Origin of the sequence: Pseudomonas sp. EA_65y_Pfl2_P74 (assembly GCF_963970575.1) — a bacterium.
Lineage (GTDB): Bacteria > Pseudomonadota > Gammaproteobacteria > Pseudomonadales > Pseudomonadaceae > Aquipseudomonas > Aquipseudomonas baetica_A.
In genome coordinates, this window is sequence record NZ_CAXAOQ010000011.1 from 116,387 (window position 1) to 142,334 (window position 25,948).

Annotated in this window: 27 protein-coding genes; 21 read left to right on the forward strand and 6 right to left on the reverse strand. The window is 58.6% G+C overall.

Translation table 11 applies throughout. The annotated features are described in order from the left end of the window. Nucleotides 1–3: 3 nt before the first annotated feature. The 4 genes from AACY18_RS11300 to AACY18_RS11315 all read right to left on the reverse strand — a co-directional run bounded on the left by AACY18_RS11300 (nucleotide 4) and on the right by AACY18_RS11315 (nucleotide 4,233). On the reverse strand, nucleotides 4–1,836 hold the full coding sequence (locus tag AACY18_RS11300) for an ABC transporter ATP-binding protein (RefSeq protein WP_339431057.1): 1,833 nt from the start codon (nucleotides 1,834–1,836) through the stop codon (nucleotides 4–6). Nucleotides 1,837–1,924: 88 nt separating this feature from the next. Then, on the reverse strand, nucleotides 1,925–2,488 hold the full coding sequence (locus tag AACY18_RS11305; protein ID WP_339431058.1) for a peptidylprolyl isomerase: 564 nt from the start codon (nucleotides 2,486–2,488) through the stop codon (nucleotides 1,925–1,927). A gap of 3 nt (nucleotides 2,489–2,491) precedes the next feature. Beyond that, the gene (locus AACY18_RS11310) at nucleotides 2,492–3,295 is read right to left on the reverse strand and encodes an alpha/beta fold hydrolase (RefSeq protein ID WP_339431059.1); all 804 of its coding nucleotides are present in this window, start codon (nucleotides 3,293–3,295) and stop codon (nucleotides 2,492–2,494) included. 14 nt (nucleotides 3,296–3,309) lie between these two features. Then, the gene (locus AACY18_RS11315; protein ID WP_339431060.1) at nucleotides 3,310–4,233 is read right to left on the reverse strand and encodes a LysR family transcriptional regulator; all 924 of its coding nucleotides are present in this window, start codon (nucleotides 4,231–4,233) and stop codon (nucleotides 3,310–3,312) included. 49 nt (nucleotides 4,234–4,282) lie between these two features. Here AACY18_RS11315 and AACY18_RS11320 point away from each other — a divergent pair, with 49 nt between their 5' ends. Continuing rightward, nucleotides 4,283–4,597, forward strand: a complete 315-nt coding sequence (locus AACY18_RS11320; RefSeq protein ID WP_221729354.1) for a 3-phosphoglycerate kinase — start codon at nucleotides 4,283–4,285, stop codon at nucleotides 4,595–4,597. A gap of 230 nt (nucleotides 4,598–4,827) precedes the next feature. Beyond that, nucleotides 4,828–5,427, forward strand: coding sequence for an FMN-dependent NADH-azoreductase (locus AACY18_RS11325; protein ID WP_221729353.1), 600 nt, complete (start codon nucleotides 4,828–4,830; stop codon nucleotides 5,425–5,427). A gap of 237 nt (nucleotides 5,428–5,664) precedes the next feature. Here AACY18_RS11325 and rne read toward each other — a convergent pair whose 3' ends face one another. Continuing rightward, nucleotides 5,665–8,841: a ribonuclease E gene (rne, locus tag AACY18_RS11330; protein ID WP_339464889.1), complete on the reverse strand. Its 3,177-nt coding sequence runs from the start codon at nucleotides 8,839–8,841 to the stop codon at nucleotides 5,665–5,667. Nucleotides 8,842–9,540: 699 nt separating this feature from the next. Here rne and rluC point away from each other — a divergent pair. From rluC to sppA, 3 genes are read left to right on the forward strand one after another with little or no spacing between them, the layout of a single operon-like run. Continuing rightward, nucleotides 9,541–10,500 (forward strand): 23S rRNA pseudouridine(955/2504/2580) synthase RluC, encoded by a 960-nt coding sequence (gene rluC / locus AACY18_RS11335; RefSeq protein ID WP_339431063.1) that lies wholly within the window; start codon nucleotides 9,541–9,543, stop codon nucleotides 10,498–10,500. Further along, nucleotides 10,487–11,149 (forward strand): HAD-IA family hydrolase, encoded by a 663-nt coding sequence (locus tag AACY18_RS11340; RefSeq protein WP_339431064.1) that lies wholly within the window; start codon nucleotides 10,487–10,489, stop codon nucleotides 11,147–11,149. Before rluC ends, AACY18_RS11340 begins: the two co-directional genes overlap by 14 nt. Before the next feature lie 24 nt (nucleotides 11,150–11,173). After that, on the forward strand, nucleotides 11,174–12,163 hold the full coding sequence (gene sppA / locus AACY18_RS11345) for a signal peptide peptidase SppA (RefSeq protein ID WP_339431065.1): 990 nt from the start codon (nucleotides 11,174–11,176) through the stop codon (nucleotides 12,161–12,163). 72 nt (nucleotides 12,164–12,235) lie between these two features. Here sppA and AACY18_RS11350 read toward each other — a convergent pair whose 3' ends face one another. After that, nucleotides 12,236–12,814 carry a Maf family protein gene (locus AACY18_RS11350; RefSeq protein ID WP_339431066.1) on the reverse strand — a complete coding sequence of 193 codons (579 nt, stop codon included), beginning with the start codon at nucleotides 12,812–12,814 and terminating at the stop codon, nucleotides 12,236–12,238. Between the two features lie 105 nt (nucleotides 12,815–12,919). Here AACY18_RS11350 and AACY18_RS11355 point away from each other — a divergent pair, with 105 nt between their 5' ends. The 16 genes from AACY18_RS11355 to AACY18_RS11430 all read left to right on the forward strand — a co-directional run bounded on the left by AACY18_RS11355 (nucleotide 12,920) and on the right by AACY18_RS11430 (nucleotide 25,944). Further along, complete coding sequence (locus tag AACY18_RS11355) at nucleotides 12,920–13,447, forward strand: YceD family protein (RefSeq protein WP_014339505.1); 528 nt, start codon at nucleotides 12,920–12,922, stop codon at nucleotides 13,445–13,447. Nucleotides 13,448–13,460: 13 nt separating this feature from the next. Continuing rightward, nucleotides 13,461–13,643: a 50S ribosomal protein L32 gene (gene rpmF, locus AACY18_RS11360; RefSeq protein WP_003179396.1), complete on the forward strand. Its 183-nt coding sequence runs from the start codon at nucleotides 13,461–13,463 to the stop codon at nucleotides 13,641–13,643. A gap of 4 nt (nucleotides 13,644–13,647) precedes the next feature. Beyond that, a complete protein-coding gene (gene plsX, locus AACY18_RS11365) occupies nucleotides 13,648–14,658 on the forward strand; it encodes a phosphate acyltransferase PlsX (protein WP_339464890.1) in 1,011 nt (336 codons plus the stop codon). Between the two features lie 123 nt (nucleotides 14,659–14,781). After that, the gene (fabD, locus tag AACY18_RS11370; protein ID WP_339464892.1) at nucleotides 14,782–15,720 is read left to right on the forward strand and encodes an ACP S-malonyltransferase; all 939 of its coding nucleotides are present in this window, start codon (nucleotides 14,782–14,784) and stop codon (nucleotides 15,718–15,720) included. Nucleotides 15,721–15,736: 16 nt separating this feature from the next. Next, nucleotides 15,737–16,477 (forward strand): 3-oxoacyl-ACP reductase FabG, encoded by a 741-nt coding sequence (gene fabG / locus AACY18_RS11375; protein WP_339464893.1) that lies wholly within the window; start codon nucleotides 15,737–15,739, stop codon nucleotides 16,475–16,477. A gap of 196 nt (nucleotides 16,478–16,673) precedes the next feature. Next, a complete protein-coding gene (acpP, locus tag AACY18_RS11380; RefSeq protein WP_003175607.1) occupies nucleotides 16,674–16,910 on the forward strand; it encodes an acyl carrier protein in 237 nt (78 codons plus the stop codon). Nucleotides 16,911–17,018: 108 nt separating this feature from the next. After that, the gene (gene fabF, locus AACY18_RS11385) at nucleotides 17,019–18,263 is read left to right on the forward strand and encodes a beta-ketoacyl-ACP synthase II (protein ID WP_339431070.1); all 1,245 of its coding nucleotides are present in this window, start codon (nucleotides 17,019–17,021) and stop codon (nucleotides 18,261–18,263) included. Next, nucleotides 18,263–19,078: an aminodeoxychorismate lyase gene (pabC, locus tag AACY18_RS11390; protein ID WP_339431071.1), complete on the forward strand. Its 816-nt coding sequence runs from the start codon at nucleotides 18,263–18,265 to the stop codon at nucleotides 19,076–19,078. Before fabF ends, pabC begins: the two co-directional genes overlap by 1 nt. Before the next feature lie 3 nt (nucleotides 19,079–19,081). Continuing rightward, on the forward strand, nucleotides 19,082–20,251 hold the full coding sequence (gene mltG / locus AACY18_RS11395; RefSeq protein WP_339464894.1) for an endolytic transglycosylase MltG: 1,170 nt from the start codon (nucleotides 19,082–19,084) through the stop codon (nucleotides 20,249–20,251). 19 nt (nucleotides 20,252–20,270) lie between these two features. Beyond that, nucleotides 20,271–20,903 (forward strand): dTMP kinase, encoded by a 633-nt coding sequence (tmk, locus tag AACY18_RS11400; RefSeq protein WP_339431073.1) that lies wholly within the window; start codon nucleotides 20,271–20,273, stop codon nucleotides 20,901–20,903. Further along, nucleotides 20,896–21,879, forward strand: coding sequence for a DNA polymerase III subunit delta' (locus tag AACY18_RS11405; protein WP_339431074.1), 984 nt, complete (start codon nucleotides 20,896–20,898; stop codon nucleotides 21,877–21,879). The genes tmk and AACY18_RS11405 overlap by 8 nt, the downstream gene beginning before the upstream one ends. A 42-nt stretch (nucleotides 21,880–21,921) precedes the next feature. After that, nucleotides 21,922–22,278 carry a PilZ domain-containing protein gene (locus tag AACY18_RS11410; RefSeq protein ID WP_150651119.1) on the forward strand — a complete coding sequence of 119 codons (357 nt, stop codon included), beginning with the start codon at nucleotides 21,922–21,924 and terminating at the stop codon, nucleotides 22,276–22,278. A 14-nt stretch (nucleotides 22,279–22,292) separates the two neighbouring features. After that, nucleotides 22,293–23,078, forward strand: coding sequence for a TatD family hydrolase (locus AACY18_RS11415; RefSeq protein WP_339431075.1), 786 nt, complete (start codon nucleotides 22,293–22,295; stop codon nucleotides 23,076–23,078). Nucleotides 23,079–23,419: 341 nt separating this feature from the next. Next, the gene (locus AACY18_RS11420; protein WP_221729339.1) at nucleotides 23,420–24,061 is read left to right on the forward strand and encodes a TetR/AcrR family transcriptional regulator; all 642 of its coding nucleotides are present in this window, start codon (nucleotides 23,420–23,422) and stop codon (nucleotides 24,059–24,061) included. Nucleotides 24,062–24,198: 137 nt separating this feature from the next. Beyond that, entirely contained in the window at nucleotides 24,199–25,167 is a 969-nt protein-coding gene (locus tag AACY18_RS11425) for a GTP 3',8-cyclase MoaA (protein WP_339431076.1), read from the forward strand. A 171-nt stretch (nucleotides 25,168–25,338) separates the two neighbouring features. Further along, nucleotides 25,339–25,944: a DUF4823 domain-containing protein gene (locus AACY18_RS11430; RefSeq protein WP_339431077.1), complete on the forward strand. Its 606-nt coding sequence runs from the start codon at nucleotides 25,339–25,341 to the stop codon at nucleotides 25,942–25,944. Nucleotides 25,945–25,948 lie beyond the last annotated feature (4 nt).

Consider the following 25,948-nt stretch of genomic DNA (forward strand, 5'->3'; position numbering starts at 1 on the left):
TGATCAATCGATCCCGACAAATCCGCCGGTCTGGTGCGCCCATAACCGCGAATACAGTCCGCCATGGGCCAGCAGTTCGGCGTGGGTGCCGCTCTCGGCGATCTTGCCGTTTTCCAGCACCACCAGGCGATCCATGCGCGCGATAGTCGAGAGGCGGTGAGCAATGGCGATCACTGTTTTGCCCTGCATCAGGGTTTCCAGGCTTTCCTGAATCGCCGCTTCGACTTCCGAGTCCAGGGCCGAGGTTGCTTCGTCCATGATCAGAATCGGCGCGTCCTTGAGCAGCACGCGGGCAATCGCGATGCGCTGACGTTGACCGCCCGACAGCTTCACCCCGCGCTCGCCGACATGCGCGTCGAAGCCGGTGCGGCCTTCAGCGTCCGACAGCAACGGAATGAACTCATCGGCACGGGCCTTGTGCGCGGCATCCCAAAGCTGTGCGTCAGTCGCGTCAGGCTTGCCATACAGCAAGTTGTCGCGGATTGAACGGTGCAGCAGCGACGTGTCTTGAGTGATCATACCGATCCGCTCACGCAGGCTTTCCTGGCTGACGTCGGCGATGTTCTGGTCGTCGATCAGGATGCGCCCGCCCTCGACGTCATAGAGGCGCAGCAGCAGGTTGACCAAGGTTGATTTACCGGCGCCGGACGGCCCGATCAGACCGATTTTTTCACCCGGTTTGATGGTCAGGTTGAGGTCGCCGATGATGCCTTTCTTCTTGCCGTAGTGAAAATCGACGTGCTCGAAACACACCTCGCCATTGGCCACGGCCAGCGGTTTGGCGTGTTCGTGATCGGTGACGCTGACCGGCTGCGAGATGGTCCGCAGACCGTCCTGGACCATGCCGATGTTTTCGAAGATGCCCGTGACCACCCACATGATCCAGCCGGACATGTTGACGATGCGGATCACCAGACCGGTGGCCAGGGCAATCGCGCCGACGGTGATCAGCGATTGCGTCCACAGCCACAGGGCCAGCGCGGTTGTGCCGACGATCAGCAAGCCGTTCATGGCGGTGATCGCCACGTCCATGCTGGTGACCACGCGGCCGGCCATTTGCGCTTTGACGGTTTGTTCTTCGATCGCTTCCCTGGCGTAGTGCTGTTCGAAATGAGTGTGAGCGAACAGCTTGAGCGTGGCGATATTGGTGTAGCCGTCGACGATTCGGCCCATCAGTTTCGAACGTGCGTCGGAGGCTTCCACCGAGCGGTCCTTGACCCGCGGCACGAAGTAACAGAGTGCGCCGATGTAGGCGACGATCCACGTCAGCAACGGGACCATCAGACGCCAGTCGGCTTCGGCGAACAGCACCAGCGCGCTGATCGCGTAGATCACCACATGCCACAGTGCATCCACCGCCTGCACTGCTGAATCACGCAGCGAGTTGCCGGTCTGCATGATGCGCTGGGCAATGCGCCCGGCGAAGTCGTTCTGGAAGAAGTTCAGGCTCTGCTTGAGCACGTAGCTGTGGTTCTGCCAGCGGATCATGCTGGTCATGCCGGGGCTTAACGTCTGGTGCACCAGCAGGTCGTGCAGGCCGAAGAAAATCGGTCTGAGCACAAGCGCAACCACCACCATCCACGTCAGTTCGAGGGCGTGATCGCTGAAGAAATTCGGATTTGGCGTACCTTGGGCCAGGTCGATGATGCGACTCAGGTAACTGAACAGCGCCACTTCGATCAGCGCGGCGAACAGGCCGACCACCAGCAGGGCGGCGAAACTCGGCCAGACCTGCTTCAGGTAATAGGTATAGAAGGGGAGCACACGGTCGGGCGGAGACGCCGTAGGGGCGTCGCGGAATATGTCGATCAGTTGTTCAAAACGGCGATAGAGCATCAGATAACCGCCCGGAGTACGGGCTCTCCTTTTATCAGTGTGAGCGGCGCGGGATCAGGCCGTCGCCGCTCGATATGCCCTGCTGTACTCAGTCGAGGCGTTTGGCCGACTTGATAATCACAGGGTCGACAGGCACGTTCTGCATGCCGCTTTTGGTGGTGGTTTGCGAGTTGACGATGATGTCGACGACGTCCATGCCCTTGACCACTTTGGCAAACACCGCATAACCGGCGTCACGGCCTGGATCGAGGAAGGCGTTGTCAGCGACGTTGATAAAGAACTGGCTGGTGGCCGAGTTCGGATTGGAAGTACGGGCCATCGACAAGGTGCCGCGAACGTTATGCAGGCCATTGCTGGCTTCGTTCTTGATCGGTTCCTTGGTGTCCTTTTGTTGCATCTGCTGGGTGAAACCACCGCCCTGAGCCATGAAACCCGGGATCACACGGTGGAAAATCGTGTTGTTGTAGAAGCCACTGTCGACGTACGCCAGAAAGTTCTTGGTACTGATCGGCGCTTTGACCGGGTCCAGTTCGATTTCGATCTGGCCATTGGTGGTGTCCAGCAGCACGTGCGGCGCTTTGGCCGGGGTAGCAGCCATCAGGTTGGCAGCAAACAGCACGGTGCCGGCGACGAGGGCGAGTTTTTTCAGCATGGGTCAGTGATCCTGAGATTGAGTATCGGCTGCGGCGAGAAACGCCAGCAGCGTTTGATTGAAGCGTTCGGGCTGATCGAGCGGGGTGGCATGGCGTGAATCAGCGATCACCACCAGCCGCGCATCGGGCAGCAGTTTTACATAGGTTTCTTTAAGTGCCACAGGTGTGTAATCACGGTCGGCACTGACGATGAGCGTTGGACAGGTCACCCGGGAAAGTCGTTCCTGAACCCCCCAGCCAACAATTGCATCGAAGCTGGCGAGATAAGCACGTTTGTCGTTTTTTGCCCAGCGTTGCGCCATTTTCTGCCGCAGATTCGCCTGTTCGGGTTTTGGGAACAGTTTGCTGCCCAGCGCCTTGCCGATGGTCGCCAGGCTCAGCACGCGCATCAGGCTCCAGCGTTTGAACCATTGCCAATAGTCGTCGAGGCTGCGCAGTTTGACTTCAGGGGCGCTGTTGACGATGGTCAGGCTCTTGAGCATCTGCGGCTGATCGACACCCAACTGGAAGCCGATCATGCCGCCCATCGACAGACCGACGTAGTGCACCGGACCAAGGTTCAAATACTCGATCAGCGCCACCATATCGGCGCTGAACCCCGCGATGCTGTAGCGCTCGCGGGGTTTGTCCGAGCGCCCGTGGCCACGGATATCCGGGACGATCACCCGGTAGTGCGCGGCCAGCGCAGGGATCTGCATTTCCCAATCCAGCGTGCTCGAGCCGAGCCCGTGAACCAGCAGCAACGGCGTGCCGTGGCCATATTCCTCGTAGTGCAGGTTGCAACCTTCGTGCGCAAAATAGGCCATCGCTGGACTCCGTGTCAGACTTGCTCAGGGGCGGCGAACGGTGCGTCCAGCGGCAAGGTGTCGAAGGTGCGCAACAGTTCGATGAGGATTTGTGTCGCCGGGCCCAGCGGTTTGTCCTTGTTCGAATACAGATAGAAACTCGGGTTGCGGCTGCCGCCCTGATCCAACGGTAGCAGCTTGAGCGATCCCTCTTTCAGTTCCCGTTCGATCATGTGTCGCGGTAACCAGGCAAAGCCCAGGCCGCTGCTGACGAATGTCGCGGCCGTGGCGAGACTGCCGACGGTCCAGCGCTGTTCGGCGCCGAGCCAGCCGACATCCCGTGGCTGTTGACGACCGGAGTCGCGGATGACCACTTGCATCTGGGTTTCCAGATCCTGGAAGCTCAGTTCACGATTGAGTCGATGCAGGCTGTGGTCTGGGTGAGCAACCGCAACAAACTCCACGTCGCTCAGCTCCGCGCCCAGGTAACCGGGAATGCTCAGGCCGGTGATGGCCAGATCGGCCACGCCTTCGAGCAGCACCTCCTCGACACCCGACAACACTTCCTCACGCAGACGCACGCGACAGCCACGGCTCTGTGGCATGAACGCAGTCAACGCACGCACGATACGTGCGCTTGGATAAGCCGCATCGACCACCAGCCGCACTTCCGCTTCCCAGCCTTGCTCCATGTGATGGGCGAGATCTTCCAGTTGACTGGCCTGTTTGACCAGTTGCCGCGAGCGGCGTAGCAACACGCCGCCGGCTTCGGTCAGTACCGCTTTACGACCGTCGATCCGCAGCAACGGCACACCGAGCTGATCCTGCATACGGGCAACGGTGTAACTCACCGACGACTGCGAACGGTGCAGAACCTCGGCGGCCTGGGCGAATCCGCCGTGGTCGACTACGGCCTGCAATGTTCGCCATTGATCCAGGGTCACGCGGGGCGCTTTCATCAATAGCTCCTCTTGTCCTAAGCTGACGGTCCCCATTGGAGACTGTCGAATGAAAAAATTCTGTTGTGTGGTGCTGGCACTGCTGCCGTTGACAGCCTTTGCGTATCCGATCGATGTGCAGAAAAATCTCAATGGCATGAAGATCGACTACCAGAGTTTCGCCACGGATAACGACATTGGCTCCATCCAGGTGGCCAACTACGGCGACGTCGACGCGAGCTGCAAAGTGGTGTTCCGCAACGGTCCCGAGGCGCCACGGACACGTAACATCGAAGTCGTGGCCGGCAAACATAAAAACGCCACGGCCAAGTTCACCCGCACCATTATCAAACTGCGCATCGATCTGACCTGTACCCCGAAATAACAGCAAATCTTCCTTGTGGGAGCGGGTTTGCTCGTGAGGGCGGTAGATCAGTCATCCATGCTCGTGCTGACACATCGCCTTCGCCAGCAAGCTCACTCTCAAAGGGTTGAGTTGCATCTAAACTAAATTTTCGATGCTTTGCAGCAATTATTTGCGCTTTTTCATCGATTCAGCTCTGTTTAACCTTCACTCCATCGACCTACAACATTCTCGGATGGAGGCTACACAGCATGTCCCGCGTTCTGATCATCGAAAGCAGCGCCCGCCAGCAAGACTCGGTGTCCCGTCAGTTGACCCAGACCTTCATCAATCAGTGGAAAACCGCGCACCCCGACGATCAGATCACTGTGCGTGATCTCGCCGTGAACCCGGTGCCGCACCTGGACATCAACCTGTTGGGTGGCTGGATGAAGCCTGCCGATCAGCGCAACGACAGCGAACAGTCTTCTCTGGATCGCTCCAACGAATTGACCGATGAACTGCTGGCTGCCGACGTGCTGGTCATGGCCGCGCCGATGTACAACTTTGCGATCCCGAGCACCCTCAAGGCCTGGCTTGACCATGTGCTGCGTGCCGGCGTCACCTTCAAGTACACCGACACCGGTCCGCAAGGCCTGCTGAGCGGCAAGCGTGCCTACGTGCTGACCGCTCGCGGCGGAATTTACGCCGGCGGCCCGGCGGATCATCAAGAACCTTACCTGCGTCAGGTGATGGGTTTTATCGGTATCCACGACGTGACCTTCATTCATGCCGAAGGCATGAACCTGGGTGGCGACTTTCAGGAGAAGGGCTTGAACCAGGCCAACGCCAAACTGGCTTCCGTCGCTTGATAGGTTAATCGCCAGATAATCACTGGATGTTCTAGTGCTCTGGCGCAACCCCTTCAAGGTTTTACGCGCATCGAACCTCCCTTTGCACTTATTGCTCCTGAGTGCTGTAGCCCGATTGAACGCTTTAGCGAGATCGGGCTTTTTTTTGTTCTTCACGCAATCCCGGTACGGTAATCGGTGAGCATAAAAAAAGCCCCGCCTGAATATTCAGGCGGGGCTTTTTATTGGCTTTTGGAATCAGACGAGGGGTTTAGGCTCGTGTTCTTTTTCCTGGGCCTCTTCGTGATGCTCGGCCGCGTCCTGAACGGAGCGAGGCGCTTCAGCAATGGCTGCTTCAACGACGACTTCTTCAGCAGCCGGGGCAGGAGCTGCCTCGACCACTTCAGCCGCAGGAGCAGCTACGGCAGCCAGTTCAGCTTCCTTCTGCAGACGTTCTTCTTCGCGCTTGCGACGACGCACTTCGCGTGGATCGTTTGGAGCGCGGCCGTTTGGCGTCAGCGCGCTGACTACAGGCGCTTCAACCGCTGGGGCTTGGGCAACCACTGGCGCTTCGACGACCGGCGCTGGAGCAGGTTCGGCAGCGGCAACCACTGGCTCGGACACCGTGGCTTGTGGCACTTCAGCTTCAGCAGCAGGCGCTGGCGCTTCGGCTACGGTTGGCTCTGCAACCCAGTTGAATGCAGTTTGCTCTTCGCGAACTTCACGCACGCTTTCGGTCACGTTTTCAGCGACGGTTTCGATAACCGGCTCTGCAACGACAACGGGCTCTTGGGCTACGAAAGCAGGTTCGGCAGCGATTTCAATCTGAGGCTGGGCTTCAACCTGGGCTTGAATTTCGCGAACCGGTGCCACTTCGACTTCCGGAGCCGCCGTCACTTCCACCGGAGTGGTTGCTTCAACCACCGGTGCTTCAACTGGAGCAGTTTCCAGTGTAGCGGCAGTGGCGCGTTCGGCTTGCTCGTTGGCTTGCGCTTCAGCCGGAGCGCTGATGACGCTGCTGGCGACGGCGGTGGTAACAGCCAGGCCAGCGGCCAGATCGGCAGCGCTTGGTGCTTCAGCGTTTTCGCCGGACTCGGATTCTTCCGATCCTTCGATCACGTTGCCGTTGGCATCACGCTGACGCTCGCGACGGTTGCTGCGACGACGCTGGCCGCGGGAGCGACGACGTGGACGATCGCCTTCGGCGTTCTCCGAACCATCTTCCGGCAGTTGCTCTTCATTGGTGATCACTTCGTCTTCAACGACGGCAGCAGCGGCCTGCTCTGCACGCGGTTGACGCTCTTCGCGCGGCGGGCGCGGTGCGCGCTCTTCGCGAGGCTGGCGGGCCGGACGCTCTTCTGCATTAACGGTGGCAGCGGCGGCTACTGGAGCGGCATCCAGTGGCTCGCGCAGTTCGCGTACACGTTCTTCACGCTCGCCACGAGGCTTGCGGTCTTCACGCGGCGCACGTGGGGCGCGTTCTTCACGAGGTGCGCGAGGTGCGCGTTCTTCGCGGGCGGCTGGCGCTTCAGTGCGAGCTTCGCGAGGTGCACGTTCTTCGCGCGGTGCACGTTCTTCGCGCGGCTTGCGCTCTTCATCGCGACGACCATTACGGTTGCGGCTCTGCTGGCGACCGTTGCGACGTTCTTCGTTGCGGGCTGGACGCTCGGTAGCTGGTTTTTCAACGACCACCGGCGCGGCGGGCTCTTCTTTGGTCGCGAACAGGCTGACCAGCGACTTCACCAGACCTTTGAACAGGCTTGGCTCTGGCGCGGCCACTGGAGCTGGTGCTGGTGCAGCAGGTGCGGCCACTTCGGTCGGAACCGGAGCGTTGGCGCGGGCTGGTGCGGTCTTGACCGCGGCTTCCTGGCGAACCAGGGTGCGGGTTGCGGCGGCTGGCTGGACTTCTTCGACGTCGGCAGCGGCAGCGGCGATTTCGTAGCTGGACTGGTTGGTCGCGGCTTCCGGGCTGTCATCACGCAAACGCTGAACTTCGAAGTGCGGCGTTTCGAGGTGGTCGTTTGGCAGGATGACGATACGGGCACGAGTGCGCAGTTCGATCTTGGTGATCGAGTTGCGTTTTTCGTTGAGCAGGAACGCAGCCACCGGGATCGGCACCTGGGCGCGAACTTCGGCAGTGCGGTCTTTCAGGGCTTCTTCTTCGATCAGGCGCAGGATCGCCAGCGACAGCGATTCAACGTCACGGATGATGCCGGTGCCGTTGCAACGCGGGCAGACGATGCCGCTGCTTTCGCCCAAGGATGGGCGCAGGCGCTGACGGGACATTTCCAGCAGGCCGAAGCGCGAGATACGGCCGATCTGCACGCGAGCGCGGTCGGCTTCCAGGCATTCGCGGACTTTCTCTTCCACGGCGCGCTGGTTCTTGGCAGGGGTCATGTCGATGAAGTCGATGACGATCAGGCCGCCGATGTCGCGCAGGCGCAACTGACGGGCGATTTCTTCAGCCGCTTCAAGGTTGGTCTGCAGAGCGGTTTCTTCGATGTCGCTGCCTTTGGTGGCGCGCGCCGAGTTGATGTCGATGGACACCAGCGCTTCGGTCGGATCGATAACGATGGAACCGCCGGAAGGCAGTTCGACGACGCGCTGGAAGGCGGTCTCGATCTGGCTTTCGATCTGGAAACGGTTGAACAGCGGAACGCTGTCTTCGTACAGCTTGATCTTGCTGGCGTACTGCGGCATTACCTGGCGGATGAAAGTCAGGGCTTCGTCCTGGGCTTCAACGCTGTCGATCAGCACTTCGCCGATGTCCTGGCGCAGGTAATCGCGGATCGCGCGGATGATCACGTTGCTTTCCTGGTAAATCAGGAATGGCGCGGAGCGATCCAGCGAGGCTTCTTTGATGGCGGTCCACAGTTGCAGCAGGTAGTCGAGGTCCCACTGCATTTCTTCGCTGCTGCGGCCAAGGCCTGCAGTGCGCACGATCAGACCCATGTCGGCCGGGGCAACCAGGCCGTTCAGTGCTTCACGCAGTTCGTTGCGCTCTTCGCCTTCGATGCGACGGGAGATACCGCCGGCACGCGGGTTGTTCGGCATCAGCACCAGGTAACGACCGGCCAGGCTGATGAAGGTGGTCAGGGCTGCGCCCTTGTTGCCACGTTCTTCTTTTTCAACCTGAACGATGACTTCCTGGCCTTCGCTCAGGACGTCCTTGATGTTGACGCGGCCTTCGGGGGCTTTCTTGAAGTATTCGCGGGAGATTTCTTTGAGGGGCAGGAAGCCGTGGCGCTCGGAGCCAAAATCGACAAAGGCAGCCTCAAGGCTTGGTTCGATGCGAGTGATGCGGCCTTTATAGATGTTGGCCTTCTTCTGCTCGCGTGCACCGGATTCGATGTCCAGGTCGTAGAGGCGTTGGCCATCTACCAGTGCAACACGCAACTCTTCGGGTTGAGTTGCGTTAATCAGCATTCTTTTCATGTAGTACCGTCGGTTTCCGGGCTGCCGGAAACGGCGTTCGGCACACACGACTTCTCACGGTCGGTGTCAGGTGCGTCGGGAGTGGTTGGCCATTCCCGTGTCCAGCGATGTGCGACCAATTGGGCCGATACCGCGACGTACGCGTCCTGCTTGCTGTGGCTACTTAAGCACTCAGTCAGGAGGAGGAATCAACCAGTGGCTGTGGACGAGATGAAGCGTCTTGATAAAGCCTATTGCTACACAGTCCAGCGGTTGTGCATCTCCACCCTACACGTATCCCTGATAATTCGGGTGCTGCCGCGCGCAGAATCCGCAGCGGGTTGGCATTTACCGTGAACTCCGAAAGGGGAGGTCACGCATCATGGCTAATTTAGGCGATGTTTCCGAAGCGTTCGCTCGGGGTCATTCGCAGCTGACTGCACTTTGTGAACTGGCCGTGAATATCTGCCTGCCAGACGAGTAAAAACTCTGCTCGGCGGTGTAATTCAGGCCTCATGTCACCTGCGCTTGTTACAACTGCAAACTCCACCGTTACGTAGCGAAAGCCCCGTAGGACGGCCTCGCGTCCTGGTGAATTGCGTTGGTCAGGGCCGGTTTTTGACCGTGGTTCCGCTGCCCAGGCCGCTTTTGGCGGCGTTCGCGACTATAGCAGCAATGATTAAGTGCTTCAATTCCATAAAAATTGTTATCATCCGCGGCATGACAACTACTGCCCCTTCGACTCCAGGCGTTCAATTGCTTGAAGTCTCGCCGGAGTATGCCGGCCAACGAATCGACAACTTTCTCCTCGCCCGGCTCAAAGGCGTGCCCAAGACCTTGATTTACCGCATTTTGCGTAAAGGCGAAGTGCGCGTGAACAAGGGACGGATCAAGCCTGAATACAAACTGCAGGCCGGCGATATCGTGCGCGTGCCGCCGGTTCGCGTGCCGGAGCGTGATGAACCGGTGCCTTTGGCCCAGGGACTGTTGCAGCGTCTGGAAGCATCGATCGTCTACGAAGACAAGGCGCTGATCGTGATCAACAAGCCCGCCGGCATTGCGGTTCATGGTGGCAGCGGTCTGAATTTCGGCGTGATCGAAGCCTTTCGTCAGTTGCGTCCCGATACAAAGGAGCTGGAACTGGTCCATCGTCTCGATCGTGACACTTCCGGCTTGCTGATGATTGCCAAGAAACGCAGCATGCTGCGTCACTTGCACGAAAAATTGCGTGGCGATGGTGTCGACAAGCGCTACATGGCGCTGGTTCGTGGTAATTGGGCGACCTCGATCAAGCAGGTCAGTGCGCCATTGCTCAAGAGCAACCTGCGTTCCGGTGAGCGCATGGTTGAAGTCAACGACGAGGGCAAAGAAGCCCTGACTGTGTTCAAGGTGCTGCGCCGCTTCGGCGATTTCGCCACCATGGTCGAGGCCAAGCCTGTTACCGGTCGTACCCACCAGATTCGCGTCCACACCCTGCACGCCGGGCATTGCATTGCTGGCGACAGCAAGTACGGTGATGACGATTTCACCAAGGAAATCCGCGATCTGGGCGGCAAGCGCCTTTTTCTGCACGCTTACATGCTGACCGTGCCGTTGCCTGACGGTGGCAAGCTGACCTTGCAGGCCCCGGTCGATGAAATGTGGGCCAAGACTGTGGAGCGCCTGAGTGCCGCACCCTGATTACAAACTGCTGATTTTCGATTGGGACGGTACGCTGGCCGATTCCATTGGCCGGATTGTCGAGGCGATGCATTCCGCGTCCGGGCGGTCCGGTTTCGAGTTGCGCGATGACTTTGCCGTCAAGGGCATCATTGGCCTGGGTTTGCCCGAGGCGATTCGCACGTTGTACCCCGAGATCAGCGATACCGAAATGGTTGCGTTCCGCGAGTATTACGCAGATCACTACATCGCTGCAGAAGCCGTGCCTTCGCCGTTGTTCGAGGGTGTCGTCGAGTCGATGGCATCCTTTCGCGAGCAGGGTTATCACCTGGCAATCGCGACCGGCAAGAATCGTCGCGGACTGGATCGGGTGCTCAAGGCTAATGGCTGGGAAGAGTATTTCGACATTACCCGTGCTGCCGATGAAACTGCGAGTAAACCGCACCCTCTGATGCTGGAGCAGATTCTTGCTCATTGCGGTGTGCGTGCGGAGCAGGCGCTGATGGTGGGGGACTCGTCCTTCGATCTATTAATGGCGCGTAACGCGGGGATGGAGTCGGTGGCGGTCAGTTATGGCGCGCAATCGATTGAATCACTGCAGCAGTTCGAGCCGCGTCTGTCGATCGATCGTTTTTCCGAATTGCATGCCTGGCTGGGGCAGCGGGCCTAATACGTTTTTGCTGGGGTGAATGGCATGACCGACGAATGGAAGGCACCGGCCAAGGCAAGTGCCGACGGCGGTGACGAGAAAAGCTGGAAGCTGTTGGAAAAGACTCTGCTCGCCGGTGTGCAGGAGCAACGTCGCTCGCGGCGTTGGGGGATTTTCTTCAAGCTTCTGACGTTTGTTTATCTGTTTGTTGCGTTGATCCTGTTCACGCCGCTGATGGATATGGAAAAGAGCGCCGCTCGCGGCACGAACTACACCGCGCTGATCGATGTTGCCGGCGTGATCGCCGATAAGGAATCGGCCAGTGCTGACAACATTGTCGGCGCCTTGCGCGCAGCGTTCGAAGACAAGAAAGTCAAGGGTGTCATCCTGCGTATCAACAGTCCTGGCGGTAGTCCGGTGCAGTCGGGGTATGTCTATGACGAGATCAAGCGTTTGCGCGGTCTGCACCCGGACACCAAGCTGTATGCGGTGATTTCCGATCTCGGTGCGTCCGGTGCCTATTACATTGCCAGTGCGGCGGATCAGATCTATGCCGATAAGGCGAGTCTGGTGGGTTCCATTGGTGTGACCGCTGCTGGATACGGTTTTGTTGGCACCATGGAGAAACTGGGTGTTGAGCGTCGCACCTACACCTCGGGCGAGCACAAGTCGTTCCTTGATCCGTTCCAGCCGCAGAAACCTGAAGAAACCGCGTTCTGGCAAAGTGTGCTGGATACCACGCACAAGCAGTTCATCAATAGCGTCAAGCAAGGGCGCGGCGATCGCCTGAAGGATAAAGAGCATCCGGAGCTGTTCTCCGGGCTGGTCTGGTCGGGTGAGCAGGCGCTGCCATTGGGCTTGATCGATGGCTTGGGTAGCGCCAGTTCGGTGGCGCGTGACGTGATCGGTGAGAAAGAACTGGTTGACTTCACTGTTCAGGAATCGCCGTTCGATCGCTTCTCGAAGAAGCTTGGTGCAAGCGTTGCTGAGCAGTTGGCGATGTGGATGGGGTTCCACGGTCCTTCGTTGCGCTGAGTTGTTTTAAAGATCAAAAGATCGCAGTCTGCGGCAGTTCCTGGGAGCTATCGAAGGCTGCGATCTTTTGCTTTAAGGGATCTGCATTCCCTCAGCCAGCAGCATGTCGATCAGGCGAATCAGTGGCAAGCCGATCAGGCTGGTGGCGTCCGGGCCTTCGGTGGACTGGAACAGGCTCACGCCCAGGCCTTCGGCCTTGAAGCTGCCGGCGCAGTCGTAGGGTTGCTCGATGCGCAGGTAACGCTCGATGCGCGCCAGATCGAGTTGCCGCATATGTACGGTGAACGGCACGCAGTCGACCTGGCATTGGCCGGTCTGGCTGTTGAGCAGGGCGAGGCCGGTGAGGAAGGTCACGCTGGCACCACTGGCAGCCATCAGTTGCTCGCAGGCTTTCTCGAAGGTGTGCGGCTTGCCGATGATCTGCTCGCCGAACACGGCGACTTGATCGGAGCCGATAATCAGATGAGCGGGGTGGTTGTGGGCCAATGCTCGGGCTTTTTGTTCGGCGAGGCGTTTGACCAGTTCGATCGCCGGCTCGCCGGGGCGGTGGCTTTCGTCGATATCCGGCGAAGTGCAGGTGAACGGCAAGTGCAGGCGGGCAAGTAATTCGCGGCGATAAGTCGAGCTTGAAGCGAGTAATAAAGGCAGCATTCGCGTCTCCTGAGGGAGGTGTGGATTCTAGCGCAGGCGTGCAAGTGACGGACAGGGCACAATTTCCTTTGACATGGGTGGGTGCATCCCTATAATGCTGCGCCTATGTTGAATGACCCGATTCCACCTCACGTTGACCCGCGCAAATTGGCTGACCGTGGCACCACCCTTCAAGGTGAACTGCTGCTGGCCGATTTGAAGAGACTCTGCGACCCGCTTTCCGACAATGTCGGTACGGTGCAGGCCAAATTCGTTTTTGAACGAGATGAACGTAAATCTGTGGTGATCCACAGCTTTATCGACACCGAAGTCAAAATGGTTTGCCAGCGTTGTCTTGAGCTGGTCACCCTGCCGATCCACAGCGAATGCAGTTACGCCGTGGTGAAGGAGGGTGCGAATACCCAGTCGTTACCGAAAGGTTATGACGTGCTGGAACTGGGCGAAGATCCATTGGATCTGCAGTCACTGATCGAGGAGGAGCTTCTGCTCGCCTTGCCCATTGTGCCTGCTCATCATCCGGAAGAATGCCAGCAGCCGGCGGGAGCAGATGAGCCCGAACCGAGCGAGGACGAGGTAACGCGGTCCAACCCGTTCAGTGTATTGGCGCAGTTAAAGCGTGACCCAAACGTTTAGGAGTTAATCAATTATGGCTGTTCAGCAGAACAAAAAATCCCGCTCTGCCCGTGACATGCGCCGTTCGCACGACGCTCTCGAGGCTAGCACCCTGTCTGTAGAAAAAACCACCGGTGAAGTTCACCTGCGTCACCACGTATCGCCAGAAGGCGTATACCGTGGCCGTAAAGTGATCGACAAGGGCGCTGACGAGTAATCACTTGTCCGCTCAAGTCATCGCGATTGACGCAATGGGCGGGGACTTCGGTCCCCGCAGCATTGTTCAGGCCAGCCTTGCTTGCCTTTCTGCTACGCCCTCGCTGTACCTGACCCTCGTCGGTCAACCCTCCCTTCTTGAAGAATTGATCAACGGCCAATCGGCTGCCGATCGCGCGCGCCTGACAATTGTTGCGGCGTCTGAAGTCATCACAATGGACGAGAAACCGACCCAAGCCTTGCGTGGCAAGCCGGATTCGTCGATGCGTGTCGCCTTGGAGTTGGTGCGTGATGGCAAGGCTCAGGCCTGTGTCAGTGCTGGCAATACAGGGGCGTTGATGGCGCTGTCGCGATTTGTCCTCAAAACGTTGCCTGGCATTGATCGGCCAGCCATGGTTGCGGCGATCCCGACACAGAAGGGGTATTGCCAGTTGCTTGATCTGGGCGCCAATGTCGATTGCAGTGCCGAGCATCTTTTGCAGTTCGCTGTGATGGGCTCGGTGGCGGCGCAGACACTGGGCATCGCCCGTCCGCGCGTGGCGTTGTTGAACATTGGCACCGAAGACATCAAGGGTAATCAGCAAGTCAAGCTGGCAGCCACCTTGTTGCAAGCGGCGCGAGGGATTAACTACATCGGGTTTGTCGAGGGCGATGGGTTTTATCGCGGCGAGGCGGACGTGGTGGTATGCGATGGCTTTGTCGGCAATATCCTGCTCAAGTCCAGCGAAGGGCTGGCGACGATGATCGCGGCGCGTATCGAGGAGCTGTTCAGGCGTAACCTCGCCACGCGCGCTGTCGGTGCCTTGGCGTTGCCATTGATGAAGCGCTTGCAGGCTGATCTGGCGCCGGCGCGACATAACGGCGCAAGCTTTCTGGGTTTGCAGGGCATTGTGGTGAAAAGTCACGGGTCGGCCGGGGTTCAAGGCTTTCAGAGTGCTATCGAGCGCGCGTTGATCGAGATTCAGGAGAACCTGCCGGAGCGTCTCCACGGTCGTCTGGAGGATTTGTTGTCTTAGGCGTTTTCGTCGGACAATGCTTAAATGTGACCGCCCGGTTCAAAGGGCCATCCAACTGTCAGTTTCTTGCGTCCCCAAGTGGGGCGTCATTATTCGACGACAAGATCATTAGGGGCTTGTTACATGTCTGCTTCCCTCGCATTCGTCTTTCCAGGACAGGGTTCGCAGTCCCTCGGCATGCTGGCCGAGTTGGGCGCGCAACATCCATTGATCCTCGAAACTTTCAAAGAAGCATCCGATGCTCTGGGCTATGACCTTTGGGCGCTGACCCAGCAAGGGCCGGAAGAGCTGCTCAATCAAACCGATAAAACCCAGCCGGCCATTCTGACTGCATCGATTGCCCTTTGGCGTCTGTGGCTGGCTGAAGGTGGCGTGCGTCCAGCTTTCGTTGCCGGTCATAGCCTGGGTGAATACAGTGCGCTGGTTGCTGCAGGTAGCCTGAAGCTGGCTGACGCGGTGAAGCTCGTTGAGCGCCGTGGTCAGTTGATGCAGGAGGCCGTACCGGCCGGGCAGGGTGGCATGGCTGCCATCCTTGGCCTGGAAGACGCCGACGTGCTCGCAGCCTGTGCTGAAGCGGCGCAAGGCGAAGTGGTCAGCGCCGTCAACTTCAACTCGCCGGGCCAGGTGGTTATTGCGGGTGCCAGGGCGGCTGTCGAGCGTGCCATTGAAGGCTGCAAGGCGCGTGGCGCCAAGCGTGCCATGCCCTTGCCGGTAAGCGTGCCGTCGCACTGCGAGCTGATGCGTCCGGCTGCCGAACGCTTTGCCGCAGCCATCGCCGCCATTGACTGGCAGGCGCCGCAGATCCCTGTGGTACAGAACGTCAGCGCGCAAGTGCCGGTCGATCTGGAAACCCTCAAGCGTGATCTGCTCGAACAACTCTACAAGCCAGTTCGCTGGGTCGAGTCGGTACAGACTCTGGCTGCGAAAGGCGCGACCAATCTGGTCGAATGCGGGCCGGGCAAGGTGCTTGCCGGTCTGAACAAACGTTGCGCCGAAGGCGTTGCGACTTCCAACCTCAATACCCCAGACGCTTTCGCTGCCGCTCGCGCAGCGCAAGCCTGAATCAGGAGAAGCTTGCATGAGTCTGCAAGGTAAAGTTGCACTGGTCACCGGTGCAAGCCGCGGTATCGGCCAGGCCATCGCACTGGAACTGGGTCGTCAGGGCGCTACCGTCATTGGTACCGCAACTTCTGCCAAGGGTGCCGAGGCTATCTCCGCTACTCTGAAAGAACATGGCATTCAGGGTACCGGTCTGGAACTCAACGTCACCAGTGACGAATCGGTCAGCAGTGTACTGGCGAGCATTCAGGAGCAGTTCGGTGCGCCGGCAATCCTGGTCAATAATGCCGGTATCACCCGCGATAACCTGATGATGCGCATGAAAGACGATGAATGGTACGACGTGATCGATACCAATCTGAACAGTCTGTATCGCCTGTCCAAGGGCGTTCTGCGTGGCATGACCAAGGCGCGTTGGGGACGAATTATCAGTATTGGCTCGGTGGTGGGTGCCATGGGCAACGCAGGCCAAGTAAACTATGCAGCCGCCAAGGCCGGTCTGGAAGGTTTCAGCCGTGCAATGGCGCGTGAAGTCGGTTCGCGTTCGATTACGGTCAACTCGGTAACCCCAGGGTTTATCGACACCGATATGACCCGCGAACTGCCTGAAGCACAGCGTGAAGCCTTGCAGACGCAGATTCCGCTGGGTCGTCTGGGGCAAGCTCAAGAGATCGCGTCTGTGGTCGCTTTTCTTGCATCCGACGGTGCGGCATACGTTACTGGGGCTACAATCCCGGTGAACGGTGGGATGTACATGTGAGTAAAATGTGACGGATTGCTTCAAAAAAATGTCATACGAGCTGTCTAAAATCCGTTATAAAGCTGCAATCTATTTATAGACAGAGGGCTGCAGGGTTTGAGGAGTGAAGCTTTCAGTTGAAAAGCTGAAAAGTCTTTCTATACACTTACCCACCGGCCAGCTGCCTGAATTTGTCCATTAGGAGTGAAAACAAGGTATGAGCACCATCGAAGAGCGCGTCAAGAAAATCGTCGCCGAGCAACTGGGCGTTAAAGAAGAAGAAGTGGTTAACACTGCTTCCTTCGTTGAAGACCTGGGTGCCGACTCCCTTGACACCGTTGAGCTGGTGATGGCTCTGGAAGAGGAATTCGAGACCGAAATCCCTGACGAAGAAGCTGAGAAGATCACTACAGTACAAGCTGCAATCGATTACGTTACCAGCCACCAGGCGTAATAGTTTGTAATCGTTGCTTGCTGTCATGGAAAAACCGCACTGCCATCATGGCGTGCGGTTTTTTCTTTAGGCCTGATGCAAAATCGTCATTTGAAAAAGGAGAGTGCTGTGTCGCGTAGACGCGTCGTAGTCACCGGTATGGGTATGTTGTCGCCACTGGGCACGGATGTGCCGAGCAGTTGGCAGGGCATTCTGGCTGGCCGTAGTGGCATTGGTCTGATCGAACACACCGACCTTTCTGCCTATTCCACCCGCTTTGGCGGCTCGGTAAAGGGCTTCAATGTCGAGGAATACCTGTCGGTCAAGGAAGCGCGCAAGCTTGACCTGTTCATTCAGTACGGCCTCGCCGCAGGCTTTCAAGCCGTGCGCAATGCCGGTCTGGAAGTCACTGACGCCAACCGTGAACGCATTGGCGTCGCCATGGGTTCGGGTATCGGCGGCCTGACCAACATTGAAGAAACCAGCCGTACCCTGCATGAGACGGGGCCGCGCCGAATTTCACCGTTCTTTGTGCCAGGCTCGATCATCAATATGATTTCCGGTTTCCTGTCGATCCATCTGGGGGCACAGGGACCTAACTACGCCATCGCCACCGCGTGTACCACCGGTACGCACTGCATTGGTATGGCGGCGCGCAACATCATGTATGACGAAGCCGACGTGATGATCGCCGGCGGTGCCGAAATGGCGGCGTGCGGTCTGGGCATGGGTGGCTTCGGCGCGTCCCGTGCGCTGTCGACCCGCAATGACGAGCCGGCCCGTGCCAGCCGTCCTTGGGACAAGGGCCGTGATGGTTTCGTGCTGTCCGACGGTGCCGGTGCGTTGGTCCTCGAAGAGCTCGAACATGCCAAGGCTCGTGGCGCGACCATCTATGCCGAGCTGATTGGTTTCGGTACCAGCGGCGACGCGTTCCATATGACTTCGCCGCCCGCCGACGGCGCCGGTGCAGCCCGCTGCATCACCAATGCACTGCGTGACGCGAAGATCAATGCCGATCAAGTGCAGTACATCAACGCCCACGGCACTTCGACGCCGGCTGGCGATCTTGCCGAAGCCAACGCAATCAAGACCGTGTTCGGTGATCACGCCTACAAAATGGCGGTCAGTTCTACCAAGTCCATGACCGGTCACCTGTTGGGTGCGGCGGGCGCGGTCGAAGCGATCTTTAGCGTGCTGGCAATCAACGGCCAGGTGGCACCACCGACGATTAACCTTGAAGAGCCCGACGAAGGCTGCGATCTCGATTTTGTGCCGCACACTGCGCGCAACATGGATATCGACGTCGTGCTGTCCAACTCCTTCGGTTTTGGCGGTACCAACGGTACCTTGGCGTTCCGCCGGTTCGCAGGTTGATGGACTGCTGGGTCGACGGTCAACCGGCTGACACGCTGTCGCTGAAAGATCGCGGCCTGGCTTACGGCGATGGTCTGTTCGAGACCGTTGCCGTGCGTGGCGGCCAGCCGGTGCTGTTGGATCGGCATCTGGCGCGACTGGCCGATGGCTGTTCGCGTCTGGCCATTGCGACCGACATCGAACTGATTCGCCAAGAGCTGCTGAGCTATGCGGCGGCGATGGGCGAGGGCGTGCTCAAGCTTATCCTCACGCGGGGCGATGGTTTGCGCGGTTATGCGCCAGATCCTGCGGCGCAGGGTCGACGCATTCTGCAAGGCAACCCTCCTGCCGCTTACCCCGCTGTCCACGCGCAACTTGGCATTCGCCTCTTTCCTTGCAGCACGCGATTGGCCAGCCAGCCCTTGTTGGCGGGTCTGAAACACCTCAATCGCCTGGAACAAGTCATCGCCCGCGCCGAATGGCAGGACAGCGAACACGCTGAAGGCTTGATGCTCGATCAGGCCGGTCGAGTCATCGAAGGGGTGTTCAGCAACCTGTTTCTGGTGCGTGATGGGGTGTTGATCACACCTGATTTGAAGCGTTGCGGCGTGGCTGGTGTGATGCGCGCCGAAATATTGTTTCAGGCCGAGTCTTTGACCATCCCCACACAAATCGCCGATATCAGCCTTGAACAGCTGCAATGGGCCGATGAAGTCTTTCTCTGCAATAGCGTTTATGGCGTTTGGCCGGTACGTGCCTACGCTGCGCTGAGCTGGCCGGTTGGCCCGCTCACCCGTAAACTGCAAACCATTGCCCGCGCCCTACTGGATGCCTGATTCGTGAGACGTAAACTTTTGCTGCTGCTGGAAACCGGATTGGTTCTGGCAGGGTTGCTGTTGGGCGCCAGCGCCTGGAAGATTCACTCCGCACTGGAGCAGCCTCTGAACATCACGCAGGAAGAGCTGCTGGATGTGCCGAAAGGTTCCACACCGACCCGGACTTTCCTCGAGCTCGAAACCGATGGCGTCATCAAGGACGCATTCTGGCTACGGGTTTATTGGCGGTTCAATCTTGCCGGTACGCCAATCCACAGCGGTGAATACCGCATGCAGCCGGGCATGACTGTCGATGGTCTGATCGACTTGTGGAAGCGTGGGGAGGTGGTTCAGTACAGCCTGACGTTGGTTGAAGGATGGAATTTCCATCAAGTGCGCGCGGCGTTGGCCAAAGACGAAAAAATCGAGCACACCCTCAATGGTCTTAGCGACAGCGACGTCATGGCGAAGATCGGCCACAAGGGGTTGTTCCCGGAAGGTCGTTTCTTCCCTGATACCTACCGCTTCGAGCGCGGCATGTCCGATACCGAACTGCTGAAAAAGGCCTTTGATCGTCTCGACGAAGTATTGGCCAAGGAGTGGGAAAATCGCTCCGCCGACGCACCTTACAGTGAGCCTTATCAAGCGCTGATCATGGCCTCGCTGGTTGAGAAGGAAACCGGCGTGCCGCAGGAACGCGGTCAGATTGCCGGCGTCTTTGTGCGTCGGATGGCGGTGGGCATGCAATTGCAGACCGATCCAACAGTGATTTATGGCTTGGGCGATCGTTACACCGGCAAGCTGACCCGTGCTCATTTGCGAGAGCCGACGCCTTATAACACCTACGTGATTCCTGGCCTGCCGCCGACGCCGATTGCAATGGTTGGGCGTGAAGCGATTCACGCTGCGTTGAACCCGGTGGAGGGCACCAGTCTTTACTTCGTCGCACGTGGCGACGGCAGCCATGTCTTCTCTGACGACCTCGATGCACATAATCGTGCGGTGCGCGAGTTCCAGCTCAAGCGACGCGCCGATTACCGCTCCAGTCCGGCGCCAGCAGTCACGCCTGAGGCGGCTCCGGAATCCGATGAAGCGAAACCTGCAGCATCACCGCAAACTGCGCCTGAGTCGCCGCCGCAGGTTTCGCCTCAGGAGGCTGCACCGGACGCTGCGGCACCACAAGACACGCAATGACTTTGATTAAGGACTGCCTGTGACTGGCTTGTTTATTACCTTGGAAGGCCCGGAAGGCGCCGGCAAGAGCACCAACCGCGAATACCTGGCAGAGCGCCTGCGCGCCGCCGGTATCGAGGTGCTGTTGACCCGTGAGCCCGGCGGTACTGCGCTGGCCGAACGGATTCGCGACGTGCTGCTGGCGCCGGCCGACGAAGTCATGAATCCGGATGCCGAGCTGTTGCTGGTTTTCGCCGCGCGTGCCCAGCATCTGGCTGAAGTGATCCGTCCGGCTCTGGCCCGTGGTGCAGTGGTGTTGTGTGACCGGTTCACTGATTCGACATATGCCTATCAGGGCGCTGGTCGCGGTTTGTCGCTGGAGCGTATCGCGACGCTGGAAACCTTCGTACAGGGTGATCTGCGCCCGGATCTGACGCTGATTTTCGATCTGCCGGTGGAAATCGGCCTGGCCCGTGCCAGTGCGCGGGGGCGTCTGGATCGTTTCGAGCTTGAAGGACGGGCATTTTTCGAAGCGGTGCGCGGCGCGTTTCTCAAGCGTGCTGAAGCCGATCCTTCGCGTTACGTGCGGATCGATGCCGGTCAGCCGTTGGCACAAGTCCAGCAATCGCTGGATACATTGCTGCCGCGTTTGCTGGAGCTGAGCCGTGGCTGAGGCTTATCCGTGGCAAGACAGCCTCTGGCAGCATCTGGCCGGACGTAGCCAGCACGCCCACGCCTATCTGCTACATGGCCCGGCCGGTATCGGTAAGCGGGCCTTGGCGGAGCGGCTAATGGCCAGCCTGTTGTGCCAGCGTCCGACGCCTGAAGCCTGCGGTGAGTGCAAATCCTGCTTGCTGCTCAAGGCTGGCAGCCACCCGGACAATTACATCCTCGAACCGGAAGAGGCCGACAAGGCAATCAAGGTCGATCAGGTGCGTGATCTGGTCAGCTTCGTGGTGCAGACCGCGCAACTGGGCGGACGCAAGGTGGTGTTGGTCGAGCCGGTGGAGTCGATGAACATCAACGCCGCAAACGCCTTGCTCAAAAGTCTTGAAGAGCCTTCCGGCGACACGGTATTGCTGTTGGTCAGTCACCAGCCGAGCCGTTTGTTGCCAACGATCAAGAGTCGCTGCGTGCAGCAGGCCTGTCCGTTGCCGAGTGAGGCGATGAGCCTGCAATGGCTGGCTCAGGCGCTGCCGGAATGTTCCGCAGAGGAGCGTGTCGAGCTGTTGACGTTGGCGGCGGGCTCGCCATTGGCGGCGGTCAGCCTTCAGTCTCAAGGTGTGCGCGATCAGCGCGCGCAAGTGGTCGAAGGTGTGAAGAAGCTGCTCAAGCAGCAGCAATCGCCGACGCAACTGGCCGAAGAATGGAAAAGCATTCCAATGCTGCGTCTGTTCGATTGGTTTTGCGATTGGTCGAGCCTGATCTTGCGTTATCAACTGACGCAGGACGAAGCCGGTCTTGGCCTGACCGATATGCGTAAGGTTGTGCAGTACCTCGCGCAGAAAAGTGCGCAGGGCAAAGTCCTCGATATTCAGGACTGGATTCTCGCCCAGCGGCAGAAAGTCCTGAGCAAGGCCAACCTCAACCCGACACTGTTGCTGGAGGCGTTGTTGGTGCAATGGGCGGGATTGCCTGGCCAAAGATAAGAATGTGTACCTAGACTCTGAGCATCAGCAGTGGAGGTCAACATGAACGAACCTGTCAGCCCCGGGCCGCGCAACGGCATTTTGTCCCTGACCATCAAGGACAAATCCGTGCTTTATGCCGCTTATATGCCGTTCATCAAGAACGGTGGTCTGTTCATCCCGACCAACAAGAGCTACAAGTTGGGCGATGAGGTGTTCATGCTGCTGAACCTGATGGATGAAGCGGAAAAGATTCCGGTCGCCGGCAAGGTCGCCTGGATCACCCCCAAAGGTGCGCAAGGCAACCGCGCCGCCGGTGTCGGCGTTCAGTTCAACGAGGGCGACAACACGGCCCGTAGTCGCATCGAAACCCATCTGGCCGGAGCGCTGAAATCCGACCGTCCCACTCATACGATGTAAGTAGCTGCCTTTTTATGCTCGTAGATTCCCATTGTCACCTTGATCGCCTTGACCTCGCTGCCCATGACGGCTCGCTGGATGCTGCACTGGATGCCGCTCGCGAGCGCGGGGTCGGGCACTTTCTGTGCATCGGCGTGAGTGCCGATAACGCTGCCGACGTCAAAGCCCTTGCTGAGCGTTATGACGACATTGATTGCTCGGTTGGCGTGCATCCGCTGGACGTACAGCCTGGCGCGGCGCCAGCGCTGGACTGGCTGTTGCACGAACTCAATCATCCGAAAGTGGTGGCGATTGGTGAAACCGGTCTGGATTACCACTACGAACCGGAAGCCGCCGAGCTGCAGCAAGAGTCGTTCCGTCTGCACTTGCAGGCCGCGCAGCAGACCGGCAAACCGGTGATCATCCACACCCGCGGTGCCCGCGCCGATACCCTTGCGCTGCTGCGCGAGGCGGCGCTGCCCCAAGCAGGGGTGCTGCATTGCTTTACCGAAGATTGGGACATGGCGAAAGCTGCGTTGGACATGGGTTATTACATTTCCTTGTCCGGCATCGTCACGTTCCGCAATGCTGACGCGTTGCGCGATGTGGCGAGCAAAGTCCCGGCCGATCGCCTGCTGGTCGAAACCGACTCGCCGTACCTGGCGCCTGTCCCTTATCGCGGCAAACCGAACCTGCCCCAGTACGTGCGCGAAGTGGCAGAGTTTCTGGCGATGCTGCGTGGCGAAAACTACGAGCGTTTTGCCGAGCAGACCACCGAAAACTTCAAGCGTCTGTTCCCGCAGGCCCATGTAAAAGCCTGAATCGCAGGCAAAAAAAACCCGGGTTCTGGGGGGTGAATCCGGGTTAAGACCATTAGGAGTAAAACAAAGGCACGCGGTCCTTTGGTACCTTTATCGGCCCGGCACTTGGGGGAGATGCCGCCCGACAGTTCAAGTATTGATCAGTCTGGCGTGCAGTCCAGTTAGCCGGTCGGGGTTTTTAAACAAATTTGGAATACGTTTGCTTCAGTTGAGTTCTCATTACCCCCCAAACGTTCGCAAAATGAACAAGAAACACAGATATGGTCGGATGATCCGTGCATTTTTGTGCAAGTTAGGCATAATACGCGGCTTCGAATTTTGACCCCAACAGACCTTTTCTTATGCACAAAGAACCTCGTAAGGTCCGTGAGTTTCGTCGCCGCGAGCAAGAAATTCTCGATACCGCGCTCAAGCTGTTCCTCGAACAAGGTGAAGACAGTGTCACCGTCGAGATGATTGCTGATGCCGTGGGTATCGGCAAAGGCACGATCTACAAGCATTTCAAGTCCAAGGCCGAGATTTATCTGCGCCTGATGCTCGATTACGAGCGCGATTTGAATGAGCTGCTGCATTCGGCCGACGTCGACAAGGACAAAGAAGCGCTGTCCCGTGCCTACTTCGAATTCCGCATGCGCGACCCGCAGCGCTATCGTCTGTTCGATCGCCTCGAAGAGAAGGTGGTCAAGGGCAATCAGGTGCCGGAGATGGTCGAGGAGCTGCACAAGATCCGTGCCTCGAACTTCGAGCGCCTGACCTTGCTGATCAAGGGGCGTATCAGCGAAGGCAAGCTCGAAGACGTGCCGCCGTACTTCCACTACTGCGCGTCCTGGGCGCTGGTGCATGGCGCAGTCGCGCTGTATCACTCGCCGTTCTGGAGCAATGTGCTGGAAGATCAGGAAGGTTTCTTCCAGTTCCTGATGGACATCGGCGTGCGCATGGGTAACAAGCGCAAGCGCGATCCGGAAATCCCTCCAGGCAGTTGAGCCATTCAGTTGCCTTATTGCGTCATGTTTTCGCTACATGACGCAGTACCGCAGGAATATACTCAGGCATAGGGCTTGCTAAAACTTGATTTGTGAGTCAAGTTTTAGCGGCTCGATTTTCTATTGCCGGAGTGATCATGATCGTTGACCGTCAAGGCAGGCGTTTTCGCAATTTGCGGATCAGTCTGACTTCAGCCTGCAATTACGCTTGTACCTACTGCGTGCCTGACGGCAAGCGGCTGGTGGCTGCGCAGGATGAACTGTCGGCCGAAGCCATGGCGCGCGGCGTGGCGTATCTGATCGAGGCCGCGGGTATCGAGCGGCTGCGCATCACCGGTGGCGAACCGCTGGTCAGCCCCAAACTCGAATCGTTCATGACGGCTGTCGGCAAGATGGGCCTGGACGACATCAGCCTGACGACCAACGGTCAACTCCTCGCGAAAAAACTCCCTTTGTTGGTAGATGCCGGTCTGCGGCGCATCAACGTGTCCCTTGATACCCTCGACGCCAGTGCGTTCCGTAGCATCGCTCGTGGCGGCGATCTCGCTACCGTGCTTGATGGGATGAATCAGGCTGCAGCGGCGGGAATGAAGATCAAGGTCAACATGGTGCCGTTGCGGGGGCAGAACCTCGATCAGGTGATGCCGTTGCTTGATTACTGCCTGGAACGCGGATTTGAGCTGCGTTTTATCGAGCTGATGCGAATGGGCCACCTGGCCAAAGATTCCAATGCCTTCCTGCAACAGTTCGTCAGCCTGCAGCAACTGCTGAGCCTGATTGGCGAGCGCTACGAATACGCGCAAACCGACGCGCCTGTGGATGCCACGGCCGTGCGTTACGCGATTCCCGGGGTGGGCAACTTCGGTGTGATCGCTAACGAAAGCGTACCGTTCTGCCGTACCTGTTCGCGTCTGCGTTTGTCGTCGACTGGCTGGCTGCATGGCTGCCTGTCGTCGAGCAACCGCCACTATGTCGGTGATTTACTCGACAAACCGCGGCACCAGGCATTGCCGGCGTTGCAGCGCTTACTGGTCAAGGCGTTGGGCGACAAGCAGGAAGTCGCGTTTTCTGGCGGCGCGACTGTCATGAAGATTATCGGCGGCTGACATACCGCATTGGCGAGCAAGCCCGCTCCCGCATTTGGAATGCCTTCCACTTGTGGGAGCGGGCTTGCTCGCCAATGCGTTGTATAACTCGATAAAGTTCGTGAGCTGGCGCAAAAGCTGCATCCAACGGCCATTCGCCGGTTTTCCGTCACCGGCTTCTGGAGGATGAGGATGCGTAGCCTGGTTTTGCTGCTGGCCGTTTTGGCGCTTGGCGGCTGTATGACTGTCAGCGATATGGCCGAGGGCACTCGCTATCAGATGAGCGACGCGGGGCTGCTGGATCACAGTGACAGTCGCCGTGTGAACAACTTCCGCATTCAGCCGGACTCGTTCATCTACATCGCTCAGGGCGCGTTTGCGCCGCCGGGTGGTTCTTATCCGCGGCCAAACGTGGTGGCTGAAGAAGCCTTCAAGGGCTTTGTCGAGTACTTTCCGATGGTACGCCGCGCGCGTGCGCCGGAAGGCCTCGATCAGGCGATGGGCGAAGCCCGCGATGCCGGCGCTCACTACTTGCTGTACACGCGTTTCGCCAAGTCTGATGACCGTATCGGCAACTCTGATGAGTGGCTCGATCAGGAGGCGGTGGATCGCCTCGGCATCGACGGTGGCGTGATTCAGATCATGTTGATCGAGACCAGCACCCAGTATTTGATTGATACTGCACGGATCAAGAGTCGTGGCGGTTTACTGACGTTCCACGACAACAAACCTGAAGACCTGATCGGCCCGCCACTGGCGCAGTACGCGCGCAGCCTGCTGGGGATCGGCGACCAATAAACCA

Bases quoted from the DNA above. Each gene is read 5' to 3' on its own strand.
- AACY18_RS11300 (WP_339431057.1), bottom strand. From the start codon at position 1,836: ATGCTCTATCGCCGTTTTGAACAACTGATCGACATATTCCGCGACGCC.
- AACY18_RS11305 (WP_339431058.1), bottom strand. From the start codon at position 2,488: ATGCTGAAAAAACTCGCCCTCGTCGCCGGCACCGTGCTGTTTGCTGCC.
- AACY18_RS11310 (WP_339431059.1), bottom strand. From the start codon at position 3,295: ATGGCCTATTTTGCGCACGAAGGTTGCAACCTGCACTACGAGGAATAT.
- AACY18_RS11315 (WP_339431060.1), bottom strand. From the start codon at position 4,233: ATGAAAGCGCCCCGCGTGACCCTGGATCAATGGCGAACATTGCAGGCC.
- AACY18_RS11320 (WP_221729354.1), top strand. From the start codon at position 4,283: ATGAAAAAATTCTGTTGTGTGGTGCTGGCACTGCTGCCGTTGACAGCC.
- AACY18_RS11325 (WP_221729353.1), top strand. From the start codon at position 4,828: ATGTCCCGCGTTCTGATCATCGAAAGCAGCGCCCGCCAGCAAGACTCG.
- rne (WP_339464889.1), bottom strand. From the start codon at position 8,841: ATGAAAAGAATGCTGATTAACGCAACTCAACCCGAAGAGTTGCGTGTT.
- rluC (WP_339431063.1), top strand. From the start codon at position 9,541: ATGACAACTACTGCCCCTTCGACTCCAGGCGTTCAATTGCTTGAAGTC.
- sppA (WP_339431065.1), top strand. From the start codon at position 11,174: ATGACCGACGAATGGAAGGCACCGGCCAAGGCAAGTGCCGACGGCGGT.
- AACY18_RS11350 (WP_339431066.1), bottom strand. From the start codon at position 12,814: ATGCTGCCTTTATTACTCGCTTCAAGCTCGACTTATCGCCGCGAATTA.
- AACY18_RS11355 (WP_014339505.1), top strand. From the start codon at position 12,920: ATGTTGAATGACCCGATTCCACCTCACGTTGACCCGCGCAAATTGGCT.
- rpmF (WP_003179396.1), top strand. From the start codon at position 13,461: ATGGCTGTTCAGCAGAACAAAAAATCCCGCTCTGCCCGTGACATGCGC.
- fabD (WP_339464892.1), top strand. From the start codon at position 14,782: ATGTCTGCTTCCCTCGCATTCGTCTTTCCAGGACAGGGTTCGCAGTCC.
- fabG (WP_339464893.1), top strand. From the start codon at position 15,737: ATGAGTCTGCAAGGTAAAGTTGCACTGGTCACCGGTGCAAGCCGCGGT.
- acpP (WP_003175607.1), top strand. From the start codon at position 16,674: ATGAGCACCATCGAAGAGCGCGTCAAGAAAATCGTCGCCGAGCAACTG.
- pabC (WP_339431071.1), top strand. From the start codon at position 18,263: ATGGACTGCTGGGTCGACGGTCAACCGGCTGACACGCTGTCGCTGAAA.
- AACY18_RS11410 (WP_150651119.1), top strand. From the start codon at position 21,922: ATGAACGAACCTGTCAGCCCCGGGCCGCGCAACGGCATTTTGTCCCTG.
- AACY18_RS11415 (WP_339431075.1), top strand. From the start codon at position 22,293: ATGCTCGTAGATTCCCATTGTCACCTTGATCGCCTTGACCTCGCTGCC.
- AACY18_RS11420 (WP_221729339.1), top strand. From the start codon at position 23,420: ATGCACAAAGAACCTCGTAAGGTCCGTGAGTTTCGTCGCCGCGAGCAA.
- AACY18_RS11425 (WP_339431076.1), top strand. From the start codon at position 24,199: ATGATCGTTGACCGTCAAGGCAGGCGTTTTCGCAATTTGCGGATCAGT.
- AACY18_RS11430 (WP_339431077.1), top strand. From the start codon at position 25,339: ATGCGTAGCCTGGTTTTGCTGCTGGCCGTTTTGGCGCTTGGCGGCTGT.